Origin of the sequence: Ramlibacter tataouinensis TTB310 (genome assembly GCF_000215705.1) — a bacterium.
Lineage (GTDB): Bacteria > Pseudomonadota > Gammaproteobacteria > Burkholderiales > Burkholderiaceae_C > Ramlibacter > Ramlibacter tataouinensis.
The window spans coordinates 112736-136535 of the sequence record NC_015677.1 but is presented as its reverse complement, the minus strand read 5'-3'; the positions used below and the strand labels follow the sequence as shown (position 1 = coordinate 136535).

Here is a 23800-nt window from a genome sequence, read left to right as displayed (position 1 = left end):
GCCGCGCGGCGGCGCGGCGCGAAGGGGCAGAGCCCGCAGCGTCAGCGCCGCAGCGCTCGCCTGCGCATGCCGGGTCGTGCGCTCGGCCGAGAGCCAATCCCCGCATCGGCCGGCCGGCCCGCCGGCGCCAGCGTTCCGAGCGGCTCCACCAGGCCGCCGCGCGCATGCTGCGCGAACAGCCGCGCGTAGTACCCGCCCTGCGCCAGCAGCTCGGCATGCGTGCCCACGGCGTCCACCTGCCCGCCGCGCAGGACCACGATGCGGTCGGCATCCACCACCGTGGAGAGCCGGTGCGCCACCACCAGGGTGGTGCGGCCCTGGGTCAGGCGCTTGAGCGCAGCCTGCACCAGCGCCTCGCTTTCGTTGTCCAGGGCGCTGGTCGCCTCGTCCAGCACCAGGATGGGCGGGTCCTTGAGCAGCGCCCGCGCGATGGCGATGCGCTGCTTCTGCCCGCCCGACAGGCCGGCCCCACGCTCGCCGACCACGGTGTCGTAGCCCTGCGGCAGCCGCTCGATGAATTCGTGGGCATTGGCCGCGCGGGCCGCCACCTCGGCCTGCGCACGCGTGGCGCCCGGTGTGCCGTAGGTGATGTTGGCCAGGATGGTGTCGTGGAACAGGTGCACGTCCTGCATCACGGTGCCCACCTGGCTGCGCAGCGAGCGCTGGGTGCAGGCGCGCAGGTCCACGCCGTCCACCCGGATGCTGCCCGCCGTGGGTGCGTGCAGCCGCTCCAGCAGCGAGACCAGGGTCGTCTTGCCGCAGCCGCTGGGGCCCACCAGCGCCACCGTCTGGCCGGGCTCGATGGAGAGGGTCACGTCGCGCAGCACCGGGCGCCCGTCGCCGTAATCGAAGGACACGCCGTCGAATGCCACGGCGCCGCGCGTCACCACCAGGTCGCGCGCGTCGGGCGCGTCGGCCAGCGGGTCGGGCGCGTCCAGCATCTCGGCAATGGCGTCCATGGACACGCTGGCCCGGCGCACGGTGGCGTAGACGTTGGTCAGCCCCTGGATGGGGCCGAACAGCCCGCCCACGAACTGCAGCGCGGCCACCAGCGTCCCCACCGTGCCATGCCCGCGCAGCACCAGCCAGGCGCCGATGCCCGCGACGCACAGCCGCGCCGCCGCGGCGGCCAGCGCCTGCCGCGCATGGGTGCCTGCGTCGCGGTGGGCCCCGAGCGCGACCAGGCCGTTGCCCCGGTCCACCGCCTTCAGGAAGCGCCGCTCCTCGGCCTGTTCCATCGCGAAGCCCTTGACGGTGCGGATGCCTCCCAGCACCTCGGTCCAGCGGCCGAAGATCCGGGTCCAGTGCTGCAGCAGCGCCCGGTCGCGCCGCGTCTGCTCCGGCGCGGCGCGCATGCCGATGACCGCCGGCAGCGGCGCGAAGACGCAGACCGCCAGCGCCAGCCGCCAGTCCAGCTGCAGCAGCGCCACGAGCGCCAGGCCCAGGTAGCAGACCGCGGGCAGGGCCTTGAAGGCCAGCTCCATCACGGCCGCCACGAAACCGTTGATGGAGGTGTTGACCCGGCTCACCGTGCCGCCCACCGTGTGCCGCTGGTGCCAGGACAGCGGCAGCTGGTGCAGCCGCGCCGTGATGCGTTCGCGCAGGGCGAAGTCGATGTCCAGTCGGACGCGCCAGCTGTGGGCTTCGAACAGCCGCGACAGGACCACCTGGGCCAGCTCGGTGGCCGCCACCAGCGCCAGGGCCAGGAGGATGGTGCGCAGCACTGCCGGCGCGACGGCTCCGGGCGCCGCGGCCTGCGCGGCGGCTACCTGCCCGAGGGCGTCCACCAGCCACATGACGGCCAGCGGGGCCGCGGCGGTGGCGGCGGCCAGCAGCAGCGCCACGGCCAGCACCGCGGCGATCGGGCGCCCGAAGCCGTGCAGCCAGGGAAGCGCCCGCCGCACCGTGGCGATGGGCATGCCGAACCCGGAAGTGAAGGCGTCCCGCAGCCCCTGGGGGGCGAGCTCCAGCCAACGCGGGCGCTCGAGGGGGGGCAGGCGGCTTGGCTCGGCGGGCGAGCAGTCGGAGACAACAACCATGGCAAAGCGGCCGCGCACCGGTAGCTGGGCACACGCCCGTGGAGCAGCGGTCCCGCAGATTCAAGCTCATCCGTAAGTCGGCCCGCTAGGCCTTTTGCCAGCCCGCCCGCGCCGCCGCGCCTGGGGTGGTCAGACTTCGTGCGCGCGTGGCTGAAATGCGACGGTCCGGCGTCACGACACTGACACAGCAGCTTCCTATGGTGGCGGTCCGGCCGGCCCCGCCCGAACAGGACGCCCCCCGGACACCGGCTTCCCGGCTTTTGCCGGCGCCCCCATCAATACCTTCAGGAGCCACCATGACCCCCTCCCGCCGCAGTTTCATGAAGCTGGTTGGCACGAGCACGATGATCGCGCCGCTGGCTGCGCTGTACGCGCGTGCCGGCCATGCCGCGCCGGCCTTCGGCCCCGGCTTCGGCCCGCTCACCCCCACCCTGCCGCTGAACACCGCCGATCTGGCCGTCCCCGGCGTGTTCGACTTCCGCGACCGGCCGCTGATCTCGCTGCCGCCGGGATTCCGCTACTGGGCGATCTCCTGCACCGGCCAGATGATGAGCGACGGTACGCTGGTGCCGGGCGACCACGACGGCATGGCCTGCTACCGCGGCCCTTCCGGCACCACCCTGCTGGTGCGCAACCACGAGCTGAACAATCGCGAGATCAAGTTCGGCAACGCCCGTGGCGTGGACGTGGACCCCGGCTTCAAGTACGACACCTACGCCAACGGAGGCACCAGCACGCTGGTCCTGGGCGAGGATGGCGGGCTGCTGCGGCACTATGCCTCGCTGGGCGGCACCAACAACAACTGCGCCGGCGGTCCCACGCCCTGGGGCAGCTGGCTGAGCTGCGAGGAGACCACGGCCGTGCCGAACGCCGGCCTGACCACCTACCAGAAGCGCCATGGCTACGTGTTCGAGGTGCCGGCCCTCGCCAGCGGCCCGACCCAGGCCATTCCCATCACCGGCATGGGCCGCTTCAGCCACGAGGCCGCGGCGGTCGACCCGGCCACCGGCATCGTCTACCTGACCGAGGACACCTCCGACAGCCTGTTCTACCGCTACGTGCCCTACCAGCGCGGGGTGCTCCTCGCGGGCGGCCGACTGCAGGCGCTCAGGCTGCGGGATTTCGCCTCGGCGAACACCGGCATCGAGTTCCTCGACAAGCTCAACCAGCCCATGGCGGTGGAGTGGGTCGACATCCCCAACCCCGATCCGGTCGACAACCTGTTCGTGAACAGCACCCGCGCGCAGGGCCAGGCCGCGGGCGCCGCGAGATTCGTCCGCGGCGAGGGCGCGTGGTGGGGCAACGGGCAGATCTACTTCTGCTGCACCAGCGGCGGCAACATCGGCGCCGGCCAGGTCTGGGCGTACGACCCGGCCCGCGACACGCTGGCGCTGGTGGTGGAATCCACCGACCGCGGCGTGCTGGAAGCGCCCGACAACATCACGCTGGGGCCGGACGGGCGCCTCTACATGTACGAGGACGGGGGCAACGGCAACAACATCGTCGGCGTCAACAGCGACGGCGAGCTGTTCCGCGTCGCCGAGAACGTGGTCAACGGCAGCGAGTTCTGCGGCGGCTGCTTCTCGCACAACGGCCGCTTCATGTTCGTCAACATCCAGAGCCCCGGCCTGACGCTGGTGATCGAGGGCCCCTGGCGCAAGGGACAGCGCTGAGCACGCGCAGGCTGCGCCGACCGCCCCGGCCGGTGCAGCTGCAGCAGCTCAGGCCGCTTCCTTGTAGAAGAAATCCCGCCGCAGGCTGCGCGCCTTCTCGGGCGCCACCGCCTGCCGGATCGCGCCTATGTGCTCGGGGGTGGTGCCGCAGCAGCCGCCCACGATGTTGACCAGCCCCTGGGCGGCGAACTCGTGCAGCAGGCGCGAGGTCACCTCGGGCGTTTCGTCGAAGCCGGTCTCGCTCATGGGGTTGGGCAGGCCGGCATTGGGATAGCAGCTGATGAAGGTGTCGGGCGCAGCCCGGTTCAGCTCCTGGATGTAGGGGCGCATCAGCGCCGCGCCCAGGGCGCAGTTCAGCCCGATGGCCAGCGGCTGGGCGTGGCGCACGCTGTACCAGAAGGCAGTGACGGTCTGGCCGCTGAGGATGCGGCCCGAGGCATCCGTCACCGTGCCGCTGATGATCAGCGGCAGGCGCTCGCCCGAAGCCTCGAAGAACTCATCGATCGCGAACAGCGCCGCCTTGGCATTGAGCGTGTCGAAGATGGTTTCCACCAGCAGCAGGTCGACGCCGCCCTCGACCAGCGCCTGCACCTGCTCGTAGTAGGCCGCGCGCAGCTGCTCGAAATCGACGTTGCGCGCGCCGGGGTCGTTCACGTCCGGGCTGATGCTGGCGGTCCTGGGCGTGGGGCCCAGGGCGCCGGCGACGAAGCGCGGCTTGTCGGGGGTGGAGAACTTGTCGGCCGCCGCGCGGGCCACGCGCGCCGAGGCCAGGTTCAGCTCGCGCGCCAGCGGGCCGAGCTCGTAGTCGTCCTGGGCGATGGAGGTCGCGCCGAAGGTGTTGGTCTCGATGATGTCGGCGCCGGCCGCGAGAAAGCCCTCGTGGATGTCGCGGATCACGTCGGGCCGCGTGATGGACAGCAGCTCGCCGTTGTTCTTCAGGTCCTTGCCGTGGTCCTTGAAGCGCTCGCCGCGCACCTGCTCTTCGGTTAACCGGAAGCGCTGGATCATGGTGCCCATCGCCCCGTCGAGGATGACGATGCGCTGTTCGAGCAGGCCGGGCAGGGCCTGGCCACGGGTGTAGGCGATGGGTTGCATGGTCGTCGGATTGTAGGAACAAGCCGTTGCATGGGCGGCAGGCGACAATCCGACCATCTTGCAAGCCCCGCTTTCCATCCTCCGCGAAGTCTTCGGCTACGAGCAGTTCCGCGGCCCGCAGGCGGCCATCGTCGAGCACGTCATCGCCGGCGGCGACGCGCTGGTGCTCATGCCCACCGGCGGGGGCAAGTCGCTGTGCTACCAGGTGCCGGCGATCGCCCGCCAGCGGGCCGGCCACGGCATCACGGTGGTCGTGTCGCCGCTGATCGCGCTGATGCACGACCAGGTGGGCGCGCTGCACGAGGCCGGGGTGGAGGCGGCGTTCCTCAATTCCACGCTCAGCGGCGAGGAAGCCGCGGGGGTGGAAAAGCGCCTGCTGCGCGGCGAGGTCACGCTGCTGTACGCCGCGCCCGAGCGGGTCACGACGCCGCGCTTCCTGGCGCAGCTCGATTCGCTGCACCAGCGCGGCCAACTGGCGCTGTTCGCCATCGACGAGGCGCACTGCGTCAGCCAGTGGGGCCACGACTTCCGGCCCGAGTACCGGGCGCTCACCGTGCTGCACGAGCGCTTCGCCGGCGTGCCGCGCATCGCGCTCACGGCCACGGCCGACGCGCTGACCCGGGCCGACATCGTCGAGCGGCTGCAGCTGGAGGATGCCCGCGAGTTCGTCAGCAGCTTCGACCGGCCCAACATCTCCTACACCATCGTCGAGAAGAAGGACCCGACGCTGCAGCTGCTGCGCTTCATCGAAGGCGAGCACGCCGGCGAGGCCGGCATCGTCTACTGCCAGTCGCGCAAGCGCGTGGAGGAGACGGCGCAGACCCTCAGCGGGCAGGGCCTCACCGCCCTGCCCTACCACGCCGGCCTGGACACCGAGGTGCGCCAGCGCCACCAGGACCGCTTCCTGCGCGAGGACGGCATCGTGATGGTGGCCACCATCGCCTTCGGCATGGGCATCGACAAGCCCGACGTGCGCTTCGTCGCCCACCTGGACATGCCCAAGAACATCGAGGGCTACTACCAGGAGACCGGGCGGGCCGGCCGCGACGGCCTGCCCGCCGCCGCCTGGATGGCCTACGGGCTGCAGGACGTGGTGAACCAGCGCCGCATGATCGACGAGAGCCCGGCCGGCGAGGACTTCAAGCAGGTGATGCGCGGCAAGCTGGACGCGCTGCTGGCGCTGGCCGAGGCCACCGACTGCCGGCGGGTGCGGCTGCTGGGCTATTTCGGCGAGGACAGCCGGCCCTGCGGCAACTGCGACAACTGCGTCTCGCCGCCCCAGGTCTGGGACGGCACCGACGCCGCGCGCAAGCTGCTGTCCACCATCTACCGGGTGCAGCAGGCCAGCGGCATCAGCTTCGGCGCGGGCCACATCATGGACATCCTGCGCGGCAAGGCCACCGAGAAGGTCAAGCAGTTCGGCCACGACCGGGTCAGCACCTTCGGCCTGGGCGCCGATTTCAGCGAGGCGCAGCTGCGCGGGGTGCTGCGCCAGCTGATCGCCACCGGCGCGCTGGCGGTGGACGCGCAGGCCTTCAACACGCTGCAGCTGACCGAGGGCTCGCGCGCGGTCCTCAAGGGCGAGCAGGCCGTGATGCTGCGCGAAACCGTGGCAGCGCCCTCCGGCGGCCGGCGCCGCGCCGCGGCGGGCAGCCGCTCCGCCCCGCCGGCTGTGGCCGCCGGCCTCACCGACGCCGGCCAGGCGCGCTTCACGGCGCTGAAGGCCTGGCGCGGCGAGGTGGCGCGGGCGCACAACCTGCCAGCCTACGTCATCTTCCACGACGCCACCCTGGCGGCCATCGCGGCCCAGGCGCCGCGCAGCCTGGAGGACCTGCAGGGCATCAGCGGGATCGGCGCCAAGAAGCTGGAGGCCTACGGCAGCGAGGTGTTGCGGGTGGTGGCACAGGCGCCGGCGGGAACTTGACGCCGTGCGATACCAAATGGGCCAAAAAGGGTATATTTCCCCCAGCGCTTACTTTCCAGAACTCATCCATGGCCACTGCCGCGCTTGCCGAACTCCCCCAGACCCCCGCGTCCGACGTCAAACGCCTGGGCTGGCGCGGCCTGATGCGCACCGTGGGGCGCGAAGGCAAGGTGCTGGTCACCAATCACAGCCAGCCGGAGGCCGTGGTGCTGTCCATCGGCGAGTACGACGCGCTGGTGCAGGCCATCGAGCGGGCCCAGGCCCGTGACGACGTCGCCCTGGACGCCTTGCGCGAGCGCTTCGACCGAAGGCTGGCCGCGCTGGCCCAGGCCGATGCCGGCGAGCGGCTTCGCGACGTGATGGCGCAGCCGCCCAGCCTGGACGGAAAAGTGCGGGCGGGCGCCAGCCACTGAGGTGACGGCCGATGCCGCGGCCGGTCCTGTACGTGCTGGCCGGCGTCAATGGCGCCGGCAAGAGTTCGGTCGGCGGCCACCTGCTCACGCGCGCCGGCCTGGCCTGGTTCAACCCCGATACGTTTGCACGCGAGCTGGCCGAGCTGACGGCCTGCGACATGACCCATGCCAATGGATTGGCGTGGCAGGAAGGCATGCGCCGGCTGCAGGAAGCGGTGCGGCAGGGGCACAGCCACGCGTTTGAAACCACCCTGGCCGGGCGCAGCATGCCCGCGGCCATCCGCGAGGCCGCACGCACGCATGACGTGCTGGTGTGGTTCTGCGGCCTGCCCTCGCCCGAGGCGCACATCGCGCGGGTCAAGGCGCGCGTCGCTGCGGGCGGGCACGACATCCCCGAGCCCAAGATCCGCGAGCGCTACCCCGCCGCGCTGGAGAACCTGATCGCCCTGCTGCCCCACCTGGCGGCGCTGCAGCTGTACGACAACAGCGCCACGGTGGCGCCCGGCGAAGCCGTGCCCGAGCCGCGGCTGCTGGCGCACTGGCATCAGGGGCGGCTGCTGTGGCCTGCCGCCGATGACCTGCCGTCGCTGCAGGCCACGCCGCCATGGGCGCGGCCCGTGCTGGAAGCTGCACTGAGCCTGTCCGCGCCGGCATGAGGGCTGCAGGTTCGCCTGCCGGTCCGGGAACAGAAAGCTACTGCAGGAAGCCGATGTTGCGGGCCTCGCGCACCTCGGGCTTGATGCGGTGCTCGGCCTCCAGCTGGTCCAGGAATTCCTCGGGGCTGAACTCGGTGGCCAGGATGTGCACCTGGCGCTTGACGGCCGCGAAGTCGCCCGGGCACAGCTGCTCCAGCCGGGCCAGCCGGGCGGCGATCTCCGGCGTGAGCCGCGACGCGTCGCCGGCCAGCGCCTCGGTGACGAACATCCGTTCGCGCTGCGCCCCCAGCAGCGGCTTGAAGCGGATCTTGAAGGTGAAGCGCCGCAGCGCCGCCTGGTCGATGCGGTCCAGCAGGTTGGTGGTGCACACGAAGATGCCGGCGTAGCGTTCCATGCCCTGCAGCATCTCGTTGACCTCGGTCACCTCGTAGCTGCGCTGGGCGCCGCGCCGGTCCTGCAGGAAGGAATCGGCCTCGTCCAGCAGCAGCACGGCCTTCTCGGCCTCGGCCTCGCGGAACATGGCGGCCATGTTCTGCTCGGTCTCGCCGACGAACTTGCTCATGAGGTCGCTGGCCTGCTTGACCAGCAGCGGCTTGTCCAGGCTGCGGGCGATGTGCTCGGCCAGCGCCGTCTTGCCGGTGCCGGGCGCGCCATAGAAGCACAGCGTGCCGTGGCCGCGCGCCTTGAGCGCGTCGACGATGCGGGGGATCGGAAAGCGCGTCTCCACGTTGAGCATGCCCAGGTCGTAGGTGGTCACGCTGGGCCGCTCGGCCGCCGCGCTGCGGTTGCCCAGGGCCTGGTCGGCGTTGCGCAGCTGGCGCTCGATCAGCGCCTCCGTGCCGGCCGCGTCGGTCTGCGCCAGGCCGGCGAAGCGCACGGCGGTGCGGATCTGCGCTGGCGTCAGCCCCTTGCGCTCGGTGAGCTTGGCGACGAAGGCGTCCGAGACTGCCGCGCCCTCCAGCGTCTTGCGCACCAGCTGCTCGCGCGCGCCGGGCGGCGGCGACTTGAGCTCCAGGTGGTAGGCGAAGCGCCGGCGGAAGGCCGGGTCGATCTGCTCGATGCGGTTGGTGACCCACAGCGTGGGCACGGCGTTGGACTCCAGGATCTGGTTGACCCAGGCCTTGCCGCTGACGCTGCCGCTGGTAGGCGCGACCACCTGCTCGGCGCGCGCCATCAGCTGCGCCGCCTCGCTGGAGATGGGCGGGAACACGTCCTCGACCTCGTCGAACAGCAGCGCCGCCTGCGCGCTGCCCTTGAGGAACACCTGGGCGATCTGCAGGCTGCGGTAGCGGTCCCGGCCGCTGAGCGAGTTGCCGTCGCGGTCGGCGTACTCCACCTCGAACAGCTCCAGGCCGGCAGCCTGCGCGACCACCTTGGCCAGCTCGGTCTTGCCGGTGCCGGGCGGGCCGTACAGCAGCACGTTGACGCCGGGCTCCTTGCGCGCGACCGCGTTGCGCAGCAGCGCGCACAGCACCTGCACGTCCTCCTGTACGAAGGCGAAGTCGGCGGCCGACAGCGCGCTCTTGGCGCAGGGCCGGGTGAACACGGCCATCAGCTCGTTCTGGTCGCGGTACTCGCGCATCAGCACCGGCGGCAGCTTCTCGCTGACCTTCATCAGGTCGGCCAGATCGGTGATGTTGTGCTCGGAGATCAGGTTCTCCACCAGGCCGATGCGCTCCAGCCGCGAGCCGGCGCGCAGCGCCTCGCCGACCTCGGCGGCGTTGACGCCGGCCACCTCGGCGATGGCGGCATAGGCCTCGGGCGCGTTGTTGACCTTGAACTCCACCAGGATGCTGCGCAGGTCGCGCTGGTAGCGCGCCAGCGTGCCGTACAGCAGCAGCGCCCGCTCGGCCTGGTTCAGCTGCAGCAGGCCGGACAGCGCGTCGATGTTCTTCTCGACCAGGGTGGACTGCTTCTTCAGCGCCGAGGTGAGCCAGTCGCCGGTGACGGTGAGCACGGACAGCAGGTCCTTGGGCTGGTCCTTGGCGTACTCGTCGAGGTAGAAGAACAGCGTGCCCTCCTCGTAGGGGCCGCGCCAGACGCCGTGCCGCTCCAGGAACTCGGCCGTGGACAGGCGCTCGTGGCCGCGCCAGAACTCGTTGTCCTTGCAGCGGCGGCCCAGGAACTCGCGCAGCCGCGCGAGCGTGGGCGCGGGCCAGACCAGGTGGCGGCCGGCCAGCGACAGCAGGCCGTTGAGGTCGCGGCGCACGTTGAACTTGCTGCCCTGCTTGGCGGCCAGGGTCAGCACGAAGTGCGAGCACATCAGGTCCAGCACCGGCGCGTCTTTCAGGCCCGGTGAGGGAAGGATCTGCACGTCGACCGAACGCTTGACCATCGAAGCCTCCAGCAGCTGAAGCGTGACCTCACGATAACGCCGGTTGATGTTAGATGGAATACGCTCATTGTGGGGATTGCGCTACGGCTCGTGCCGGAGAGCGCGGACAATGCGCGCCATGCTGGAACTCGCCGACATCCACGCCGCCGCGGCCCGCCTGCAGGGCCAGGTCGCCGAGACGCCCTGCGTCGAATCGCGCACGCTGTCGCAGCTGACGGGCGCGCAGGTGTTCCTGAAGTTCGAGAACCTGCAGTTCACCGCCTCGTTCAAGGAGCGCGGCGCCTGCAACAAATTGGCGCAGCTGACCGAGGCGGAACGCTCGAGCGGCGTGATCGCCATGAGTGCGGGCAACCATGCCCAGGGCGTGGCCTACCATGCGCAAAGGCTGGGGCTGCGGGCGGTGATCGTGATGCCGCGCTTCACGCCCGGCGTGAAGGTGGAGCGCACGCGCAGCTTCGGCGCCGAGGTCGTGCTGCATGGCGACACGCTGGACGAGGCGCGCGGCCACGCGCTGGTGTTGGCCGAGCAGCAGCGCCTGGTGTTCGTGCATCCCTACGACGACGAGGCCATCGTCGCCGGCCAGGGGACCGCCGGCCTGGAGATGCTGCAGGCCGTGCCCGACCTGGACTGCCTGGTGGTGGCGATCGGCGGCGGTGGCCTGATTGCCGGCATGGCGGTGGCGGCCAAGGGCCTCAAGCCCGGCATCGACATGGTGGGCGTGCAGACGCTGCGCTTTCCCACGATGTACAACGCGGTGAAGGGCCAGGGGCTGCCGCTGGGACAGAGCACGATCGCCGAGGGCATCGCGGTGGGCACGCCCGGCCGGGTGCCGCGCGCCATCATCGAGCGGCACGTGGACGACATCGTGCTGGTGGACGAAGGCGACATCGAGCAGGCCATCGTCATGCTGCTGGAGATCGAGAAGACCCTGGTCGAGGGCGCGGGCGCCGCCGGCCTGGCCGCGCTGCTGAAGGACCCCGGGCGCTTCCGCGGGCGCAAGGTCGGCCTGGTGCTGGGGGGCGGCAACATCGACCCGCTGCTGCTGGCCGCCATCATCGAGCGCGGCATGGTGCGCGCCGGCCGGCTGGCGCGGGTGCGCGTGGGCGCGCGCGACGTGCCCGGCTCGCTGGCCCGCATCACCGCCACGGTGGCCGAGGCGGGCGGAAACATCAACGAGGTGCACCACCAGCGCGCCTTCACCATGCTGGCGGCGCAGAACGTCGAGATCGAGCTGGTGCTGCAGACCCGCGGCCCCGACCACATCCAGGCCGTGCTGGAAGCGCTGCGCCGCGCCGGGTTCCAGGCCGAGCGGCAGTGAGCGGGCCGGTAAAATCGGCCGGTCGCGCCCGTGCGCCATCAGAACCCAGAGGAAGCCAACCACCATGTCCAGCCCCGAACCGCGCCACACCCACGACGATCCCGACCAACCCCAGGACGCCGTCGAAGCCATCGTCCATGCCATGCCCGTCGTGCTGCCGGTGGTCGGCGGCGTGCTGATGTTCCTGCTGGCCTTCATCGCCGTCTACATGGCCTGAAGCTCCGCCTTCCGGCGCACCCCGGCCCGCAGCCCGCATCGACGGGCGCGGGCCTTTTCTTTTGCGGATGGGTTTGTGTCAGCGCGGCAAATTGCGATGCATAACGTCATGCCTGTTTTGCATCAAATTGCGGCCCAGCCGGAACCCGGCGCGAGGCACCTTCCCTAGAATTGCTTCTCCAGCCGACCTGTGGGGCTGTGGAACACCCTCCACGCTCATCCGTCGCCTACCCGGCGACTCCCCGCCCGCCGACTGAGCCAAGCCCGATTTTCAAAAGGTGCCGCTCGTCCTTCGCCAGAGCTCCTCCTTTTGGAAATCAGGTTTCAACTTCAGGAGCTTTAGGACATGAACTCTCCCGTGATGCAGGGGCTCAATCTGGCCACCCCGGCCTGGGTCAAGAACGCGAAACTGATCGCGTGGGTGGCCGACATGGTGGCCCTGTGCCAGCCCGAATCCGTCTACTGGTGCGACGGCAGCCAGGAGGAATACGACCGCCTGTGCCAGCAGCTGGTGGATGCGGGCACCTTCAAGCGCCTGGACCCGGTCAAGCGCCCCAATTCCTACCTGGCCTGGTCCGATCCCAGCGACGTGGCCCGGGTCGAGGACCGCACCTACATCTGCTCGGCCCGCAGGGAAGACGCCGGCCCCACCAACAACTGGATGGACCCGGCGCAGATGCGCGCCACGCTGCAGCCCCTGTTCGACGGCTGCATGCGCGGGCGCACCATGTACGTGGTGCCTTTCTCCATGGGCCCGCTGGGCTCGCCGATCGCCCATGTCGGCATCGAGCTGTCCGACAGCCCCTATGTGGCGGTCAACATGAAGATCATGACCCGCATGGGCAAGGCGGTCTACGAGGTGCTGGGCGTCGAGGGCGACTTCGTGCCCTGCGTGCACACCGTGGGCGCGCCGCTGGAGCCGGGCCAGCCCGACAGCGCCTGGCCCTGCAACAAGACCAAGTACATCGTCCACTACCCCGAGACGCGCGAGATCTGGTCGTACGGCTCCGGCTACGGCGGCAACGCGCTGCTGGGCAAGAAGTGCTTCGCGCTGCGCATCGCCTCCACCATGGGCCGCGACGAGGGCTGGCTGGCCGAGCACATGCTCATCCTGGGCGTGACCAGCCCCGAAGGCAGGAAGTACCACGTGGCCGCGGCCTTCCCCTCGGCCTGCGGCAAGACCAACTTCGCCATGCTGATCCCGCCCAAGGGCTTCGAGGGCTGGAAGGTCACCACCATCGGCGACGACATCGCCTGGATCAAGCCCCAGGCCGACGGCACGCTGCGCGCCATCAACCCGGAGGCAGGCTACTTCGGCGTGGCCCCCGGCACCAACTTCCAGACCAACCCGAACTGCATGGAGTCGCTCGGCCGCGACGTGATCTTCACCAACGTCGCGCTCACGGACGAAGGCGACGTGTGGTGGGAGGGCATGGACGGCGAGCCGCCGGCGCATGCCATCGACTGGCAGGGCAAGGACTGGACGCCGCAGCTGGCCAAGGAGACCGGTGCCAAGGCCGCCCACCCGAACGCCCGTTTCACCGTGGGCGCCATCAACAACCCGGCGCTGGACGGGGCCTGGGACGACCCGCGCGGCGTGAAGATCGACGCCTTCATCTTCGGCGGACGCCGCTCCACCACGGTGCCGCTGGTGACCGAGGCCCGCAACTGGGTGGAGGGCGTGTACATGGCCGCCACCATGGGCTCGGAGACCACCGCCGCGGCGTTCGGCCAGCAGGGCGTGGTGCGCCGCGACCCCTTCGCCATGCTGCCGTTCGCCGGCTACAACATGAGCGACTACTTCCAGCACTGGCTGCAATTGGGCAGGAAGCTGGAGGCCTCGGGCGCCCGGCTGCCCAGGATCTACACCACCAACTGGTTCCGCAAGGGCGAGGACGGCAAGTTCGTCTGGCCCGGCTACGGCGAGAACATGCGCGTGCTCAAGTGGATGATCGACCGCATCGAGGGCAAGGCTTCCGGCACCGAGCACGTGTTCGGCGTCAGCCCGGCCTACGAGGAGCTGAACTGGACCGGCCTCGATTTCAGCCGCGAGCAGTTCGCCTCGGTCACCAGCATCGACAAGGCCGCCTGGCAGAAGGAGCTGCAGCTGCATGCCGAGCTGTTCCAGCAGCTGGCCTACCACCTGCCGCAGGAACTGGGCGAGACCAAGGCGCAGATCGAGAAACGTCTGGCGGCCTAAGAAGAAGGGGGAAAGAGCGCCCCAAAAAAAGCCACCCGAGAGGGTGGCTTTTTACTTTCTGGGCTGCCCGCGCCGGGCCGCCGCCCGGCGACGGGCCACGCGGTGCGACCAGGCATCCAGCGGCCGCAGCAGCGGCCCTGGCAGCAGCCGGACCAGGGCGACCAGCCAGAACCCCGGCGAAAAGACGGCCATCATGCTCTGCCGCGCTCCAGCTTAGTAGTAGGCGCGCACATCACGCGCCGCACCGGTGCTCATGGCGCGGCTGATGTCGGCCATCACGCGGGCGTCGGTCAGGGCCACGTCCCACAGCTTGCGGTCTTCCGCGGCCTGGCGACGCGCCACGCGCCAGTTGCGCAAAGCGGCGCGGACGCTCGCGGCGCCACGCCGGGCCGGCGCGGCCAGCAAGGCCAGGGCGGCAAAGGCCACCAGCCACATCACGATCCAGGCCGCCAGCAGGTGGCCCTCGGTCCAGGTGTCCACCACCTGGTTGGCCACCACCAGCAGCGCCGCCACCATGGCCGCCAGCAGCAGGCTGGCGCCGTTGCGGCCGCCGCGTGCGCCTTCGCGCAAGGCCTGGAAGGCGCGCTCGAAGCGCACGACGCCCGGATGTTCGGTCGGATGGTCGATCTGGACAAAGCTGGCCATGGTGGTTCCCTTCTCAATACCGGCCCGAAAGGCCGGCGACAGGGCAATACTAGGGTTTGCCCTGATATTTATCCAATTTAGTTTGGTGATTCTTATCATCACCAGTCGTGATGAAAGCACCCAACTTCCGCACCCTGGACCTGAATTTATTGCGGGTATTCGACCAGGTGATGGCCGAGCGCAACCTCACCCGGGCCGCGCGCAACCTGTCCATGACCCAGCCGGCGGTCAGCAATGCGCTCAACCGGCTGCGCGAGGCGCTGGGCGACAAGCTGGTGGTGCGCAGAGGCTACGGCGTGGAGCCGACGCCGCGCGCGTTGGCGCTCTGGCCGTCCGTCGGCGACGCGCTGCGCCAGCTCGAAGCCTCGCTGGTCCCGGGCGACTTCGTGGCGTCGCAAGCCAACAACACTTTCATGCTGGCCATGGCCGATGCGACGGCGGCCGAGCTGATGCCGGGCCTGGTCGCCATCATCGAGCAGGACGCGCCGGGCGTGTCCATGCGCGTGCTGCCGCTGACCACGCGCGACCCCCGCCCATTGCTCGACGAAGGGCAGATCGACCTGGCCGTCGGCTTCTTCCCGGCGGTGCTGGCCGACCTGACGGCCCAGGCCCAGGCCGGCGGCATGGCCGCTTTCGACCACCAGCGGCTGTACGACGGGGAATACGTGTGCGTGATGCGCCAGGGCCATGCGCTGGCGCACGGTGCGCTCACCCTGGACCAGTTCTGCCTGGCGCACCACCTGCTGGTGAGTTTTTCCGGCCGGCCCTACGGCTTCATCGACGAGGCGCTGGCCGCGCTGGGGCGCACGCGCCGGGTGGTGCTGACCGTCAACCAGTTCTTCACCGCGGGCCGGGTGGTGGCGGTGTCCGATCTGCTGACGGTGCTGCCGCGGCACTTCGTCGGCGTCACCGGCATGGCCAGTGAACTGGCGGTGCGCGACTTGCCGTTCGACGTGCCGCCGGTGCACGTGGCCGCGCTGTGGCACCGCCGCCAGGGCCAGCGCAGCGACCATGCCTGGCTGCGGCTGGCGGTGGCGGCGGCGGCCCAGCGGGCGTTCGACCTACAAGCCCCGGCCTGAGCGCCCGGCAGGCCGCCCCGGGCCTGGCGCCCCACAATCGGTGCCGTGAAGATCCAGCTGATGTCCGACCTGCACCTGGAGGCCCATCCCGACTACCACCCCCGGCCCGCGCCCGGCGCCGACGCGCTGGTGCTGGCCGGCGACATCGGCTCCTACCAGCCCGGCAGCCGGTTGGCCGGCGAGGACTTCGGCCTGGAGCGCTTCTCGCCGCGGCGGGGATGGCCGGTGCCGGTGCTGTACGTGCCCGGCAACCACGAGTACGACAACCTGGACTTCGATGCCACGCACCAGCGGCTGCGCGAGACCTGCGAACGCCTGGGCATCACCTGGCTGGAGCGCGAACAGGCGGTGCTGGGCGGCGTGCGGTTCCTGGGCACCACCCTGTGGACCGATTTCGATGCACTGGCACGGGACGCGCCGGACACGGTGCGCCAGCTCAAGCAGCGGCACAAGGCCTTCCGCGCCGCCAACTTCTACCTGACCAAGGCGGCGGCCACGCGCCACGGCCAGCCGATGCTGGCCGAGGGCTGGCGCGAGCTGGGCCTGGCCTGCCAGCAGTGGTTGCGCCCGGCGCTGGCCACACCCTTCGACGGACCCACCGTGGTAGTGACTCACTTCGCCCCCAGCTTGCGCAGCGCCGACCCGCGCTATGGCTTGGTGCCGGGCACCGCGGGTTTCTGCAACGCGCTCGATGAGCTGCTGCCCCTGGCGCGGCTGTGGCTGCATGGCCATCTGCATTGCCAGCAGGACTACGTGGCCGGCGGCTGCCGGGTGGTGGCCAACACCCTGGGCTACGCGTCCAAGGGCGAGCAGCAGGGCTTCCGGGAAGGCCTGCTGCTGGACCTGGCCCAGCGGGAGCGTCGCGCCACTGTCTGACGCCGCACCCGCTGCCGCCGTGCTAGCTTGCGGGGATCAAGCACAAGGAGGTCGCGATGAAGATTCTCTTGGCCGTGGACGGCAGCGAGTACACCCGCAAGATGCTCGACTACGTGGCCGCGCAGCGTGCGCTGTTCGACAACAGCCATGAATACACCGTGTTCAACGCCCAGACGCCGCTACCCAACCATGCGGCCTCGGTGGTGGGCTCGCAGGCCACCCAGGACTACTACCGCGAAGAGGCGCAGAAGGTGCTGGAACCCGCCGTTGCCGCCCTGAGCTCGCGTGGCCTGCGCGCCAGCGGCACCTGGAAGGCGGGTTCGGCGGGCGAGACCATCGGCGACTTCGCCGACCAGAACGGCTACGACCTGGTGATCATGGGCTCGCACGGCCACGGTGCGCTGGGCCGCCTGGTGATGGGGTCGGTCGCCAACCGCGTGCTGGCGCATTCCAAGGTGCCGGTGCTGCTCGTGAGGTGAACTAGCGGTTCCTCAGGCCGTCGAAACAGGTGCTCAGGACCAGCTCGACGATCTCTTCGTCGCTGTGCTGGCCGGACGACTGCAGGAAGCCCAGCACCGGGTCGCAGCCGCGGGCGTACAGCGTGTAGAGCACCGCCAGCGCCGGCAGCTTGGGATTGACGCTGCCCTCCTTCTGGGCCGCCTCGATCCATCCGCCCAGCTCGTCGCTGATCTCCATCAGCGTGTCCAGGTAATCGCGGTTGGCCATCAGCGCCGCCCGCAGGCTGGAGTTCTGGCTGGGCAGCGCCGGCATCTGGCCTTCCAGCTGCACCTGCAGCGTCCAGCGCACCGCCGCCCGCAGCTTGTCCAGAGGCGACAGGGCGGGATCCACCGCGTCCAGGAACTGGCGGGCGCGGCGCAGCATCCGCACCATGGCCGCGGCGGCCAGGTCTTCCTTGCTGGTGAAGTGCTTGTACAGGCTGGCCTTGGCGATGCCCACGGCGGCCGCCACCTCGTCCACCGTCATGGCCTCGAAGCCCTTTTCCGCCAGCAGCCGGTTGACATTCTGGACGATGGCTTCCTCGCGGGCAGCCAGCATCTGCTCCTTGAAGGAGGGCTTGGCGCTCGGGAGCGGACGGGGGTTCATCCGGCAAATTCTACGCGTTACCGTTGTGAACAAACCCAAGTCTGCTCTTTACAAGCCGGGGCTTGCCACTAAATGAGCTGCAACGACACTGGATCGACGCTGTCACGACTTCGAGACCATGATGAAAACCCCCTGGCTGTCCACCCTGGCCTGGCTGGCCGCCACGCTGCTGGCGCTGCTGTTCGCCTGGGCGACGCCGCCGGACGCCATGCTCGAAAGCTTCGCCCCCTCGGCGTTCGGCGGCGGCCTGGGCAGCGGCGCCTAGCCGGCGGCCAGCGCGGCCGCGCCTCGGGCCAGGGCCGCCGTCAGGGCGTCCAGCACCTCGGACTCGAGATTCCAGCAGTGCCAGTACAGCTGGATGGGCAGCTGCTGCTGCGGCACCAGGTTGACCAGCGCGCCCTGGGCCAGCAGCGGCCGGGCCAGCAGCTCGGGCACCACGCTGGCGCCCCAGCCCGCCAGCACGGCGCGCACCTGGCCTTCCGAACTGGGCACGAACAGCTGGCTGAGCGTGACCCGGCGCAGGCCGAAGGCCTTGGCCACGAACTCGCTTTGCATGTCGTCCTTGCGGTTGAAGGCGATGAAGGGCAGCTCGCGGAAGTTGTGCGGCGTCAACCCCTGCGGGCAGTGCTCGCGCGCGAAGTCGCGGCTGGCCACCAGCACATAAGGCATGGCACCCAGCGGCAGCACCTTGCAGCCGCGCAGCGCCTGCTTGAGCGTGGTGACGCAGCCCAGCACCTGGCCTTCGCGCAGCCATTCGTGGGTGAAGTCCTGGTCGTCGGTGATGATCTCCAGCGGCAGGCCCTGGCGCGCCAGCTCGTCCAGCGCCGGCAGCGCCCAGGTGGCGATGCTGTCGGCGTTGATGGCGATGGAGATGCGCTCCTCCTCGCGGCCGCTGCCGGTGGAGCTGGGCGCCAGCTCCTTGAGGTCGCGCTCCAGGTCGGCGCGCAGCAGGCGCAGCTGCTTGGTGTGCTTGAGCAGCAACTGCCCCGCCGCCGTCGGCTTGAGGGGGCGGCTGCGCACGATCAGCACGGTGCCGATCTGCGCCTCCAGCGCGCGCAGGCGCTGTGACACCGCCGACTGCGTGATGGACAGGCGCTGCGCCGCGCGCTCGAAACCGCCCTCCTCCACGATCGCGGCCAGGCACTCCAGGGCATCGGGGTCAAAGGTGCTCATCAATGAAACGGCCGCGCCGGTGGCTGTCCTTGCATAAGGTCTGCTGATATTTTGGCTGGCAGTTTAATGAGGCTGTTGCTTGCGGACAAGCTGGGACACACTGGTGCGCCATGAACGTCCTTGTCCTCGGCGCCGGCATCATCGGCACCAGCACCGCCTGGCACCTGATCGAGCGCGGCCACGACGTGACCGTGGTGGACCGCCAGCCGGCCGCGGCCCGCGAGACCAGCTTCGCCAACGCGGCCCAGATCTCGGTGAGCTATTGCGAGCCCTGGGCCAACCGGCATGCGCCGGCCAAGCTGCTCAAGTGGATGTTCCGCAACGACGCGCCGCTGCTGTTTCGGCCGCAGCTCGACTGGCGTCAGTGGCGCTGGGGCCTGCAGTTCCTGGCCCAGTGCAACGACCAGGCCTTCGAGCGCAACGTGCGCCAGCTGGTCGCCCTGGGCGCCTACAGCCATGCAGCCCTCAAGGAGGTGGTGCGCGCCACCGGCATCCGGTACCAGCGGCTGGAGCGCGGCATCGCCCACTACTTCACCGACCCGGCCGGCTTCGACGACGCCGCCCATGCCGCCGAGCTGATGCGCCGCTACGGCGTGGACCGGCGCGTGGTCAGCCGCGAGGAGCTGCTGGCCATCGAGCCGGCCTTCCGCTCCTTCGGCCACCGCATCGTCGGCGGCACCTATACCGAGAGCGACGAGAGCGGCGACGCCCGCCTGTTCACCGAGCAGCTGGCCGACCGGGCCGCCGCGCGCGGCGCGCGCTTCCTCTACCGCCACGACATCGAGCGGCTGGAGAAGGCCGGCGGCGAGATCACCGGCGTGCGGGTGCGCGATCGCAGCACCGGCGGCGCACGCTCGATCCAGGCCGATGCGGTGGTCGTGGCCTGCGGCAGCTACAGCGCCCCGCTGCTGCGCGGCGTCGGCGTCGACTTGCCCATCTACCCCGGCAAGGGCTACAGCGCGACCTTCCGCATCCTGCGGCCCGAGCTGGCGCCCAGCGTCAGCACCATCGACGACGAGGTGAAGTGCGCGATGAGCCGCCTGGGCGACGAGCTGCGGGTGGCCGGCACCATCGAGCTGGCGGGCTTCGACACGCGGCTGGACACCCCCGTCGCGCGGGCGCGCTGCCGCATGCTGGCCGAGCGCATCGAGGCGGTGCTGCCGGGCGTGTGCGACACCCGCGGCGAAGACCAGGGCGGCAACCCGCGCTATTGGACCGGCCTGCGCCCGGCCACGCCCACCAATATCCCCTACATCGGCCGCACCCAGGTCGGCAAGCTGTGGGTCAACGCCGGCCACGGCACGCTGGGCTGGACCCATGGCGCCGGTTCGGGCAAGGCGCTGGCCGAGCTGATCAGCGGCGAGCGGCCGCAGATGGATTTCGGCATCTACGGTTTTGGTGCTTCGCAGGAAAGCGGGCGGCCGCGCACGGCCGCCCGGGCGCCCATCAGCTGATCCGGACCTGCCGGCCCTGCGCCTGCGGCAGCTTGGCCAGGCGCAGCATCAGCACGCCGTTCTCCAGCTTGGCCTCGCAGGCGTCGACGTCGATCTCCTGCGGCAGCTCATAGGCCGCCTTGAAGTGGCGGCTGGCCTCGCGCGAGGTTTCGATCCTCACCATGTTGCCTTCCACGTGCACCGCCAGGTGCTCCTTGGCCACGCCGGGCACATCGATCGCCAGCAGCCAGGACTTGTCATCCTCCTGCAGCTCGTAGCCGGCGCGGCCGAGGTGGCGGTAGGTGTCGTTGAGGAAACGTTCCAGGCCGAAGTCCAGAACGCCGGGTTGGCGCGCCAGTTCTCCAGTGCGCAAAGCGGGTGCGAAGAACATACAGACCTCCTTCAACAAAGCTTGGACATGGACAACCCGGCCCGGGCCACCGTGGCCGCGGACCGTATCCGCAAAATGGCGGTGGCGCCCGGCGCTTTCAAGGGGCGGCGCGCCGGCGCGGCGGCCAGCACGCCCACGCGGCCAGGACCGCCAGGCCGAACACGGTGTAGGCCGTGGTGAAGGCCCAGGCCGGCAGCTCGTAGTACAGCAGGCCCTGCAGCCAGTGCTGCACGAAGCCGCCCGCATAGGTCGCGGCGCCGGCCCGGGCGCGCAGCGCCATCTCCAGCGTGGTGAGCGGGCACACCACCCCGGCCCAGGCCTCTGCCACGACGATCGCGATGGCAGCCAGGTGCGCCACGCGAAAGCGCAGCGTATTGACCACCGGCCACCGGCCCAGCAAATTGCCCAGCACGATGGCCGCCAGCCCGCCGACCACGAACAGCACCACGGCGACGTGCAGCGCCAGCACCAGGTCGGCGAGCAGCAGGTAGGGCATCGCTGGCAAGCGGGCGGGGTCTTCAGTCCGCTTCGTGCAGCAGGCCCCAGACCCGCGCCGGGCTCAGCGGCATCTGCAGCCGCGGCGCCAGCTCGGCCCGGCCGGCGCGGGCCAGCGCATCGGCCACCGCGTTGACCACGCAGGGCGTGGCGCCGATGGTGCCCAGCTCGCCCACGCCCTTGACGCCCAGCGGGTTGTTCCTGCACGGCGTGGACTCGTCCATGCGCGTGACGAACTCGCAGCGCACGGCGTCGAAGCGCGGCGCGGCGTAGTCCATCAGGCTGCCGGTGATGGGCTGGCCGGTCGCGGCGTCGTACACCATCCGCTCGCTCAGCGCCTGGCCGATGCCCTGCACTGCGCCGCCCTCGAGCTGGCCGCGCACGATGGTGGGGTTGACCACGCGGCCCACGTCGTTGACGCTGCTGTAGGCCACCACCTGCACCTCGCCGGTGGCGGGGTCCAGCTCCACCTCGCTGATGTGGCAGCCGTTGGGCCAGCTCGGTCCCGCCACGGCGGTGGTGCTCTCCAGGTGGATGCGCCGCTGCGGCTGCTTGCCGGCCAGCGCGAACAGGTCGACGGCCAGGTCGGTGCCGCGCACGCTGAAGCGGCCCGCGACGTACTCCAGGTCGGCGGCGCTGGCCTCCAGCTCGCGCGCGGCCAGCTCGCGCGCGGCATCCAACGTCTTCTCGGCACCGGCACGCAGCGCCGAGCCGCCGGTGAACAGCGAGCGCGATCCCGCACTGCCGAAACCGTCGCCGCGGTCGGTGTCGCCCATCACCACGCGCACCTGGTCGATGTCCACGCCGAACACGTCCACCACCAGCTGCGCCAGCGTGGTGGCGATGCCCTGGCCCATCTGGTTCACCGCGGAGAACACCTCGATCACGCCGTCGGGCAGCACCGAGACGGTGACCCTCTCCTCCAGCGCATTGCCGCCGGTCCACTCCAGGAAGGTGGCGAGGCCCAGGCCGCGCCACTTGCCCCGGACCCGGCTGGCCGCGGCGCGGACGTCGAAGCCGGCCCAGCCGGCCTGCCGCAGGGCCTGGTCCATCACGTGCTCGAAGCGGCCCACGTCGTAGGTCTGGCCCATGGGGTTCTTGTAGGGCATCTGCTCCGGCCGGATGAAGTTGCGCCGGCGCAGCAGGGTGCGGTCGATGCCGGTGCGGCGCGCGGCCTCGTCCATCAGCCGCTCGATCAGATAGATGGCCTCGGGCCGCCCGGCGCCGCGGTAGGCACCGGTGGGCGCGGTGTTGGTGAGCACCGCGCCGAAGTGGAAGTCGATGCAGGGGATGTCGTACACGCTGGTCTGCACCCAGGGGCCGATCAGCAGCTGGATGGCCGTGCCCGTGCCGGTGGCATAGGCGCCCACGTTGGCCAGCGAGCGCAGCCGCAGCGCCAGGATGCGGCCGTCGGCCGCCAGCGCCAGCTCGGCATGCTGGCGCACGTCGCGGCCGTGGTGGCTGGACAGGAACTCCTCGCTGCGGTCGGCCGCCCATTTCAGCGGGCGCTTGAGCTGCCAGGCGGCCCAGGCGATGGCCAGGTCCTCGGGGTAGGCGCCGGTCTTCATGCCGAAGCCGCCGCCCACGTCGCCCACCGTCACGCGCACCTGCTCGCGCCGCAGGCCCAGGCTGTCGCAGATGGCGTTGCGCACGCCCGAGGGCATCTGCGTGCTCATGCGCAGGGCCAGGCGCCCGTCCTCCGCCACCTGGGCCAGCACGGCGCGCGGCTCCAGCGACAGCGCGACGACCCGCTGGTTCTCGACATCCAGCGCGACCACATGGGCCGCCTTGGCGAACGCCGCCTGCGCCGCCGCCGCGTCGCCATAGCGCGATTCGGCCGCGATGTTGTCGGGCGCCTGGTCGCAGATCGCCACGATGCCGCCGTCCACCGCCTGCCTGACGTCCACCACCTGCGGCAGTTCCTCGTACTCGACCCCCACCGCCTCGGCCGCGTCGCGCGCCTGCTGCAGCGACTGCGCCACCACGATGGCCACCGGTTCGCCGACGAAGCGCACGCGCTCGTGCGCCAGCACGGGCCGCTGAGGCGAGGCGCCGGGCGCGCCGCCCGGGCGCTTGAAGTTGCCGTTGACCGGCAGCGGCTTGACCCCGGCGCGCGCCAGGTCGGCGCCGCTGGCCACCAGGGCCACGCCGGGCATGGCCCGGGCCTGGGCGGTGTCGACCGAGACGATGCGCGCATGGGGATAGGGCGAGCGCACGAATACCACCCGCAGCGTGCCGGCGGGCAGCAGGTCGTCGGTGAAGCGGCCCAGGCCCTTGAGCAGGCCTTCGTCCTCGATGCGCGGCACGGCGCGGCCGCTGCCGAAGCGGGCGGTGGCGAGGTCGGGGGTGGCAGTGTCGTCGCTCATCTTCAATGACTCTCCAGCAGGAGGCCCATTGTGCGCGGGACCGCGGGCTCCCGCGCGCCACCCACGCCCTCGACCGGCGGGAAACTAGTCGCCGCTGCCGCCGCCGTCACCCCCACTGCCGCCATCACCTGCATCGGCGCCGGGTGCGTCATCCTGGTCGCCACCGCCCTCCGTCAGCACGCCGGCCTTCGGGATGCCGCGCCCGCGGCCGTACTGCCCCGGCCGGTCACGCGGCTGGGCCACGGCGCCGAGGGGGTCGCTCGCGCCGGACTGCACCGGCAGGTCGCTTTCCACGTCGGGCGGGTGGGTGTCACCGCTCAGCTTGGTGTTGTCCTTGGGATCGGGCATGCGTTCTCTCCTGGAGGGATG

23 protein-coding genes are annotated in these 23800 nt (G+C 70.7%); 12 read left to right on the top strand and 11 right to left on the bottom strand.

The window, feature by feature from the left end; translation table 11 throughout:
* Window positions 1-41 precede the first annotated feature (41 nt).
* Complete coding sequence (locus RTA_RS00650; RefSeq protein WP_013899432.1) at window positions 42-1919, bottom strand: ABC transporter ATP-binding protein; 1878 nt, start codon at window positions 1917-1919, stop codon at window positions 42-44.
* Window positions 1920-2335: 416 nt separating this feature from the next.
* Between RTA_RS00650 and RTA_RS00645 the strand changes: the two genes are divergently transcribed.
* Window positions 2336-3712 carry an alkaline phosphatase PhoX gene (locus RTA_RS00645; RefSeq protein ID WP_013899431.1) on the top strand — a complete coding sequence of 459 codons (1377 nt, stop codon included), beginning with the start codon at window positions 2336-2338 and terminating at the stop codon, window positions 3710-3712.
* 48 nt (window positions 3713-3760) lie between these two features.
* On the opposite strand, the gene RTA_RS00640 is transcribed toward RTA_RS00645, so the two are convergent.
* Window positions 3761-4807, bottom strand: a complete 1047-nt coding sequence (locus RTA_RS00640) for a homocysteine S-methyltransferase family protein (RefSeq protein ID WP_041674925.1) — start codon at window positions 4805-4807, stop codon at window positions 3761-3763.
* Between the two features lie 58 nt (window positions 4808-4865).
* On the opposite strand from RTA_RS00640, the gene recQ reads away from it, so the two are divergent.
* The 3 genes from recQ to RTA_RS00625 all read left to right on the top strand — a co-directional run bounded on the left by recQ (window position 4866) and on the right by RTA_RS00625 (window position 7800).
* The gene (recQ, locus tag RTA_RS00635; RefSeq protein ID WP_013899429.1) at window positions 4866-6731 is read left to right on the top strand and encodes a DNA helicase RecQ; all 1866 of its coding nucleotides are present in this window, start codon (window positions 4866-4868) and stop codon (window positions 6729-6731) included.
* 68 nt (window positions 6732-6799) lie between these two features.
* Window positions 6800-7144, top strand: coding sequence for a type II toxin-antitoxin system prevent-host-death family antitoxin (locus RTA_RS00630; protein ID WP_049871188.1), 345 nt, complete (start codon window positions 6800-6802; stop codon window positions 7142-7144).
* Window positions 7145-7155: 11 nt separating this feature from the next.
* Window positions 7156-7800 (top strand): ATPase, encoded by a 645-nt coding sequence (locus tag RTA_RS00625; RefSeq protein ID WP_013899427.1) that lies wholly within the window; start codon window positions 7156-7158, stop codon window positions 7798-7800.
* 37 nt (window positions 7801-7837) lie between these two features.
* On the opposite strand, the gene RTA_RS00620 is transcribed toward RTA_RS00625, so the two are convergent.
* A complete protein-coding gene (locus tag RTA_RS00620) occupies window positions 7838-10135 on the bottom strand; it encodes an ATP-binding protein (RefSeq protein WP_013899426.1) in 2298 nt (765 codons plus the stop codon).
* 118 nt (window positions 10136-10253) lie between these two features.
* Between RTA_RS00620 and RTA_RS00615 the strand changes: the two genes are divergently transcribed.
* The 3 genes from RTA_RS00615 (at window position 10254) to RTA_RS00610 (ending at window position 13869) form a co-directional block, all read left to right on the top strand.
* On the top strand, window positions 10254-11453 hold the full coding sequence (locus tag RTA_RS00615) for a threonine ammonia-lyase (RefSeq protein ID WP_041675831.1): 1200 nt from the start codon (window positions 10254-10256) through the stop codon (window positions 11451-11453).
* Between the two features lie 64 nt (window positions 11454-11517).
* Window positions 11518-11670: a hypothetical protein gene (locus RTA_RS21085; protein WP_013899424.1), complete on the top strand. Its 153-nt coding sequence runs from the start codon at window positions 11518-11520 to the stop codon at window positions 11668-11670.
* Between the two features lie 345 nt (window positions 11671-12015).
* On the top strand, window positions 12016-13869 hold the full coding sequence (locus RTA_RS00610) for a phosphoenolpyruvate carboxykinase (GTP) (RefSeq protein ID WP_013899423.1): 1854 nt from the start codon (window positions 12016-12018) through the stop codon (window positions 13867-13869).
* A 51-nt stretch (window positions 13870-13920) separates the two neighbouring features.
* Here RTA_RS00610 and RTA_RS20900 read toward each other — a convergent pair whose 3' ends face one another.
* Together RTA_RS20900 and RTA_RS00605 are read right to left on the bottom strand one after the other, a co-directional pair.
* Window positions 13921-14064 carry a hypothetical protein gene (locus tag RTA_RS20900; protein ID WP_158307813.1) on the bottom strand — a complete coding sequence of 48 codons (144 nt, stop codon included), beginning with the start codon at window positions 14062-14064 and terminating at the stop codon, window positions 13921-13923.
* Window positions 14065-14082: 18 nt separating this feature from the next.
* A complete protein-coding gene (locus tag RTA_RS00605; RefSeq protein WP_013899422.1) occupies window positions 14083-14514 on the bottom strand; it encodes a hypothetical protein in 432 nt (143 codons plus the stop codon).
* A 110-nt stretch (window positions 14515-14624) separates the two neighbouring features.
* Here RTA_RS00605 and RTA_RS00600 point away from each other — a divergent pair, with 110 nt between their 5' ends.
* From RTA_RS00600 to RTA_RS00590, 3 genes are read left to right on the top strand one after another with little or no spacing between them, the layout of a single operon-like run.
* Window positions 14625-15593, top strand: coding sequence for a LysR family transcriptional regulator (locus tag RTA_RS00600; RefSeq protein WP_041674924.1), 969 nt, complete (start codon window positions 14625-14627; stop codon window positions 15591-15593).
* Between the two features lie 45 nt (window positions 15594-15638).
* Window positions 15639-16469, top strand: a complete 831-nt coding sequence (locus RTA_RS00595; protein WP_013899420.1) for a metallophosphoesterase — start codon at window positions 15639-15641, stop codon at window positions 16467-16469.
* Window positions 16470-16525: 56 nt separating this feature from the next.
* Entirely contained in the window at window positions 16526-16948 is a 423-nt protein-coding gene (locus tag RTA_RS00590; RefSeq protein ID WP_013899419.1) for a universal stress protein, read from the top strand.
* 1 nt (window position 16949) lies between these two features.
* Here the strand turns inward: RTA_RS00590 and RTA_RS00585 are convergent, their stop codons facing one another.
* On the bottom strand, window positions 16950-17573 hold the full coding sequence (locus tag RTA_RS00585; protein ID WP_041674923.1) for a TetR/AcrR family transcriptional regulator: 624 nt from the start codon (window positions 17571-17573) through the stop codon (window positions 16950-16952).
* Window positions 17574-17691: 118 nt separating this feature from the next.
* Between RTA_RS00585 and RTA_RS20895 the strand changes: the two genes are divergently transcribed.
* The gene (locus tag RTA_RS20895; protein WP_013899417.1) at window positions 17692-17838 is read left to right on the top strand and encodes a hypothetical protein; all 147 of its coding nucleotides are present in this window, start codon (window positions 17692-17694) and stop codon (window positions 17836-17838) included.
* Here the strand turns inward: RTA_RS20895 and RTA_RS00580 are convergent.
* Window positions 17835-18746 carry a LysR family transcriptional regulator ArgP gene (locus RTA_RS00580; RefSeq protein WP_013899416.1) on the bottom strand — a complete coding sequence of 304 codons (912 nt, stop codon included), beginning with the start codon at window positions 18744-18746 and terminating at the stop codon, window positions 17835-17837. The genes RTA_RS20895 and RTA_RS00580 overlap by 4 nt on opposite strands.
* A 110-nt stretch (window positions 18747-18856) precedes the next feature.
* Here RTA_RS00580 and RTA_RS00575 point away from each other — a divergent pair, with 110 nt between their 5' ends.
* Window positions 18857-20200 (top strand): D-amino acid dehydrogenase, encoded by a 1344-nt coding sequence (locus RTA_RS00575; RefSeq protein ID WP_013899415.1) that lies wholly within the window; start codon window positions 18857-18859, stop codon window positions 20198-20200.
* Here RTA_RS00575 and RTA_RS00570 read toward each other — a convergent pair.
* From RTA_RS00570 to RTA_RS00555, 4 genes are all read right to left on the bottom strand, one after another.
* On the bottom strand, window positions 20193-20570 hold the full coding sequence (locus tag RTA_RS00570) for an Hsp20/alpha crystallin family protein (protein WP_013899414.1): 378 nt from the start codon (window positions 20568-20570) through the stop codon (window positions 20193-20195). The genes RTA_RS00575 and RTA_RS00570 overlap by 8 nt on opposite strands.
* A gap of 97 nt (window positions 20571-20667) precedes the next feature.
* Window positions 20668-21066, bottom strand: a complete 399-nt coding sequence (locus RTA_RS00565; RefSeq protein WP_041674922.1) for a DUF2784 domain-containing protein — start codon at window positions 21064-21066, stop codon at window positions 20668-20670.
* Between the two features lie 22 nt (window positions 21067-21088).
* Window positions 21089-23431: a xanthine dehydrogenase family protein molybdopterin-binding subunit gene (locus tag RTA_RS00560; protein WP_013899412.1), complete on the bottom strand. Its 2343-nt coding sequence runs from the start codon at window positions 23429-23431 to the stop codon at window positions 21089-21091.
* A gap of 84 nt (window positions 23432-23515) precedes the next feature.
* The gene (locus tag RTA_RS00555; protein WP_013899411.1) at window positions 23516-23779 is read right to left on the bottom strand and encodes a hypothetical protein; all 264 of its coding nucleotides are present in this window, start codon (window positions 23777-23779) and stop codon (window positions 23516-23518) included.
* Window positions 23780-23800: the final 21 nt, after the last annotated feature.

Excerpts from the sequence above, each read along its gene's own strand:
- RTA_RS00650 (WP_013899432.1), bottom strand. The coding sequence starts at position 1,919 with ATGCCCATCGCCACGGTGCGGCGGGCGCTTCCCTGGCTGCACGGCTTC.
- RTA_RS00645 (WP_013899431.1), top strand. The coding sequence starts at position 2,336 with ATGACCCCCTCCCGCCGCAGTTTCATGAAGCTGGTTGGCACGAGCACG.
- RTA_RS00640 (WP_041674925.1), bottom strand. The coding sequence starts at position 4,807 with ATGCAACCCATCGCCTACACCCGTGGCCAGGCCCTGCCCGGCCTGCTC.
- RTA_RS00630 (WP_049871188.1), top strand. The coding sequence starts at position 6,800 with ATGGCCACTGCCGCGCTTGCCGAACTCCCCCAGACCCCCGCGTCCGAC.
- RTA_RS00625 (WP_013899427.1), top strand. The coding sequence starts at position 7,156 with ATGCCGCGGCCGGTCCTGTACGTGCTGGCCGGCGTCAATGGCGCCGGC.
- RTA_RS00620 (WP_013899426.1), bottom strand. The coding sequence starts at position 10,135 with ATGGTCAAGCGTTCGGTCGACGTGCAGATCCTTCCCTCACCGGGCCTG.
- RTA_RS00615 (WP_041675831.1), top strand. The coding sequence starts at position 10,254 with ATGCTGGAACTCGCCGACATCCACGCCGCCGCGGCCCGCCTGCAGGGC.
- RTA_RS21085 (WP_013899424.1), top strand. The coding sequence starts at position 11,518 with ATGTCCAGCCCCGAACCGCGCCACACCCACGACGATCCCGACCAACCC.
- RTA_RS00610 (WP_013899423.1), top strand. The coding sequence starts at position 12,016 with ATGAACTCTCCCGTGATGCAGGGGCTCAATCTGGCCACCCCGGCCTGG.
- RTA_RS20900 (WP_158307813.1), bottom strand. The coding sequence starts at position 14,064 with ATGATGGCCGTCTTTTCGCCGGGGTTCTGGCTGGTCGCCCTGGTCCGG.
- RTA_RS00605 (WP_013899422.1), bottom strand. The coding sequence starts at position 14,514 with ATGGCCAGCTTTGTCCAGATCGACCATCCGACCGAACATCCGGGCGTC.
- RTA_RS00600 (WP_041674924.1), top strand. The coding sequence starts at position 14,625 with ATGAAAGCACCCAACTTCCGCACCCTGGACCTGAATTTATTGCGGGTA.
- RTA_RS00590 (WP_013899419.1), top strand. The coding sequence starts at position 16,526 with ATGAAGATTCTCTTGGCCGTGGACGGCAGCGAGTACACCCGCAAGATG.
- RTA_RS00585 (WP_041674923.1), bottom strand. The coding sequence starts at position 17,573 with ATGAACCCCCGTCCGCTCCCGAGCGCCAAGCCCTCCTTCAAGGAGCAG.
- RTA_RS20895 (WP_013899417.1), top strand. The coding sequence starts at position 17,692 with ATGATGAAAACCCCCTGGCTGTCCACCCTGGCCTGGCTGGCCGCCACG.
- RTA_RS00580 (WP_013899416.1), bottom strand. The coding sequence starts at position 18,746 with ATGAGCACCTTTGACCCCGATGCCCTGGAGTGCCTGGCCGCGATCGTG.
- RTA_RS00575 (WP_013899415.1), top strand. The coding sequence starts at position 18,857 with ATGAACGTCCTTGTCCTCGGCGCCGGCATCATCGGCACCAGCACCGCC.
- RTA_RS00570 (WP_013899414.1), bottom strand. The coding sequence starts at position 20,570 with ATGTTCTTCGCACCCGCTTTGCGCACTGGAGAACTGGCGCGCCAACCC.
- RTA_RS00565 (WP_041674922.1), bottom strand. The coding sequence starts at position 21,066 with ATGCCCTACCTGCTGCTCGCCGACCTGGTGCTGGCGCTGCACGTCGCC.
- RTA_RS00560 (WP_013899412.1), bottom strand. The coding sequence starts at position 23,431 with ATGAGCGACGACACTGCCACCCCCGACCTCGCCACCGCCCGCTTCGGC.
- RTA_RS00555 (WP_013899411.1), bottom strand. The coding sequence starts at position 23,779 with ATGCCCGATCCCAAGGACAACACCAAGCTGAGCGGTGACACCCACCCG.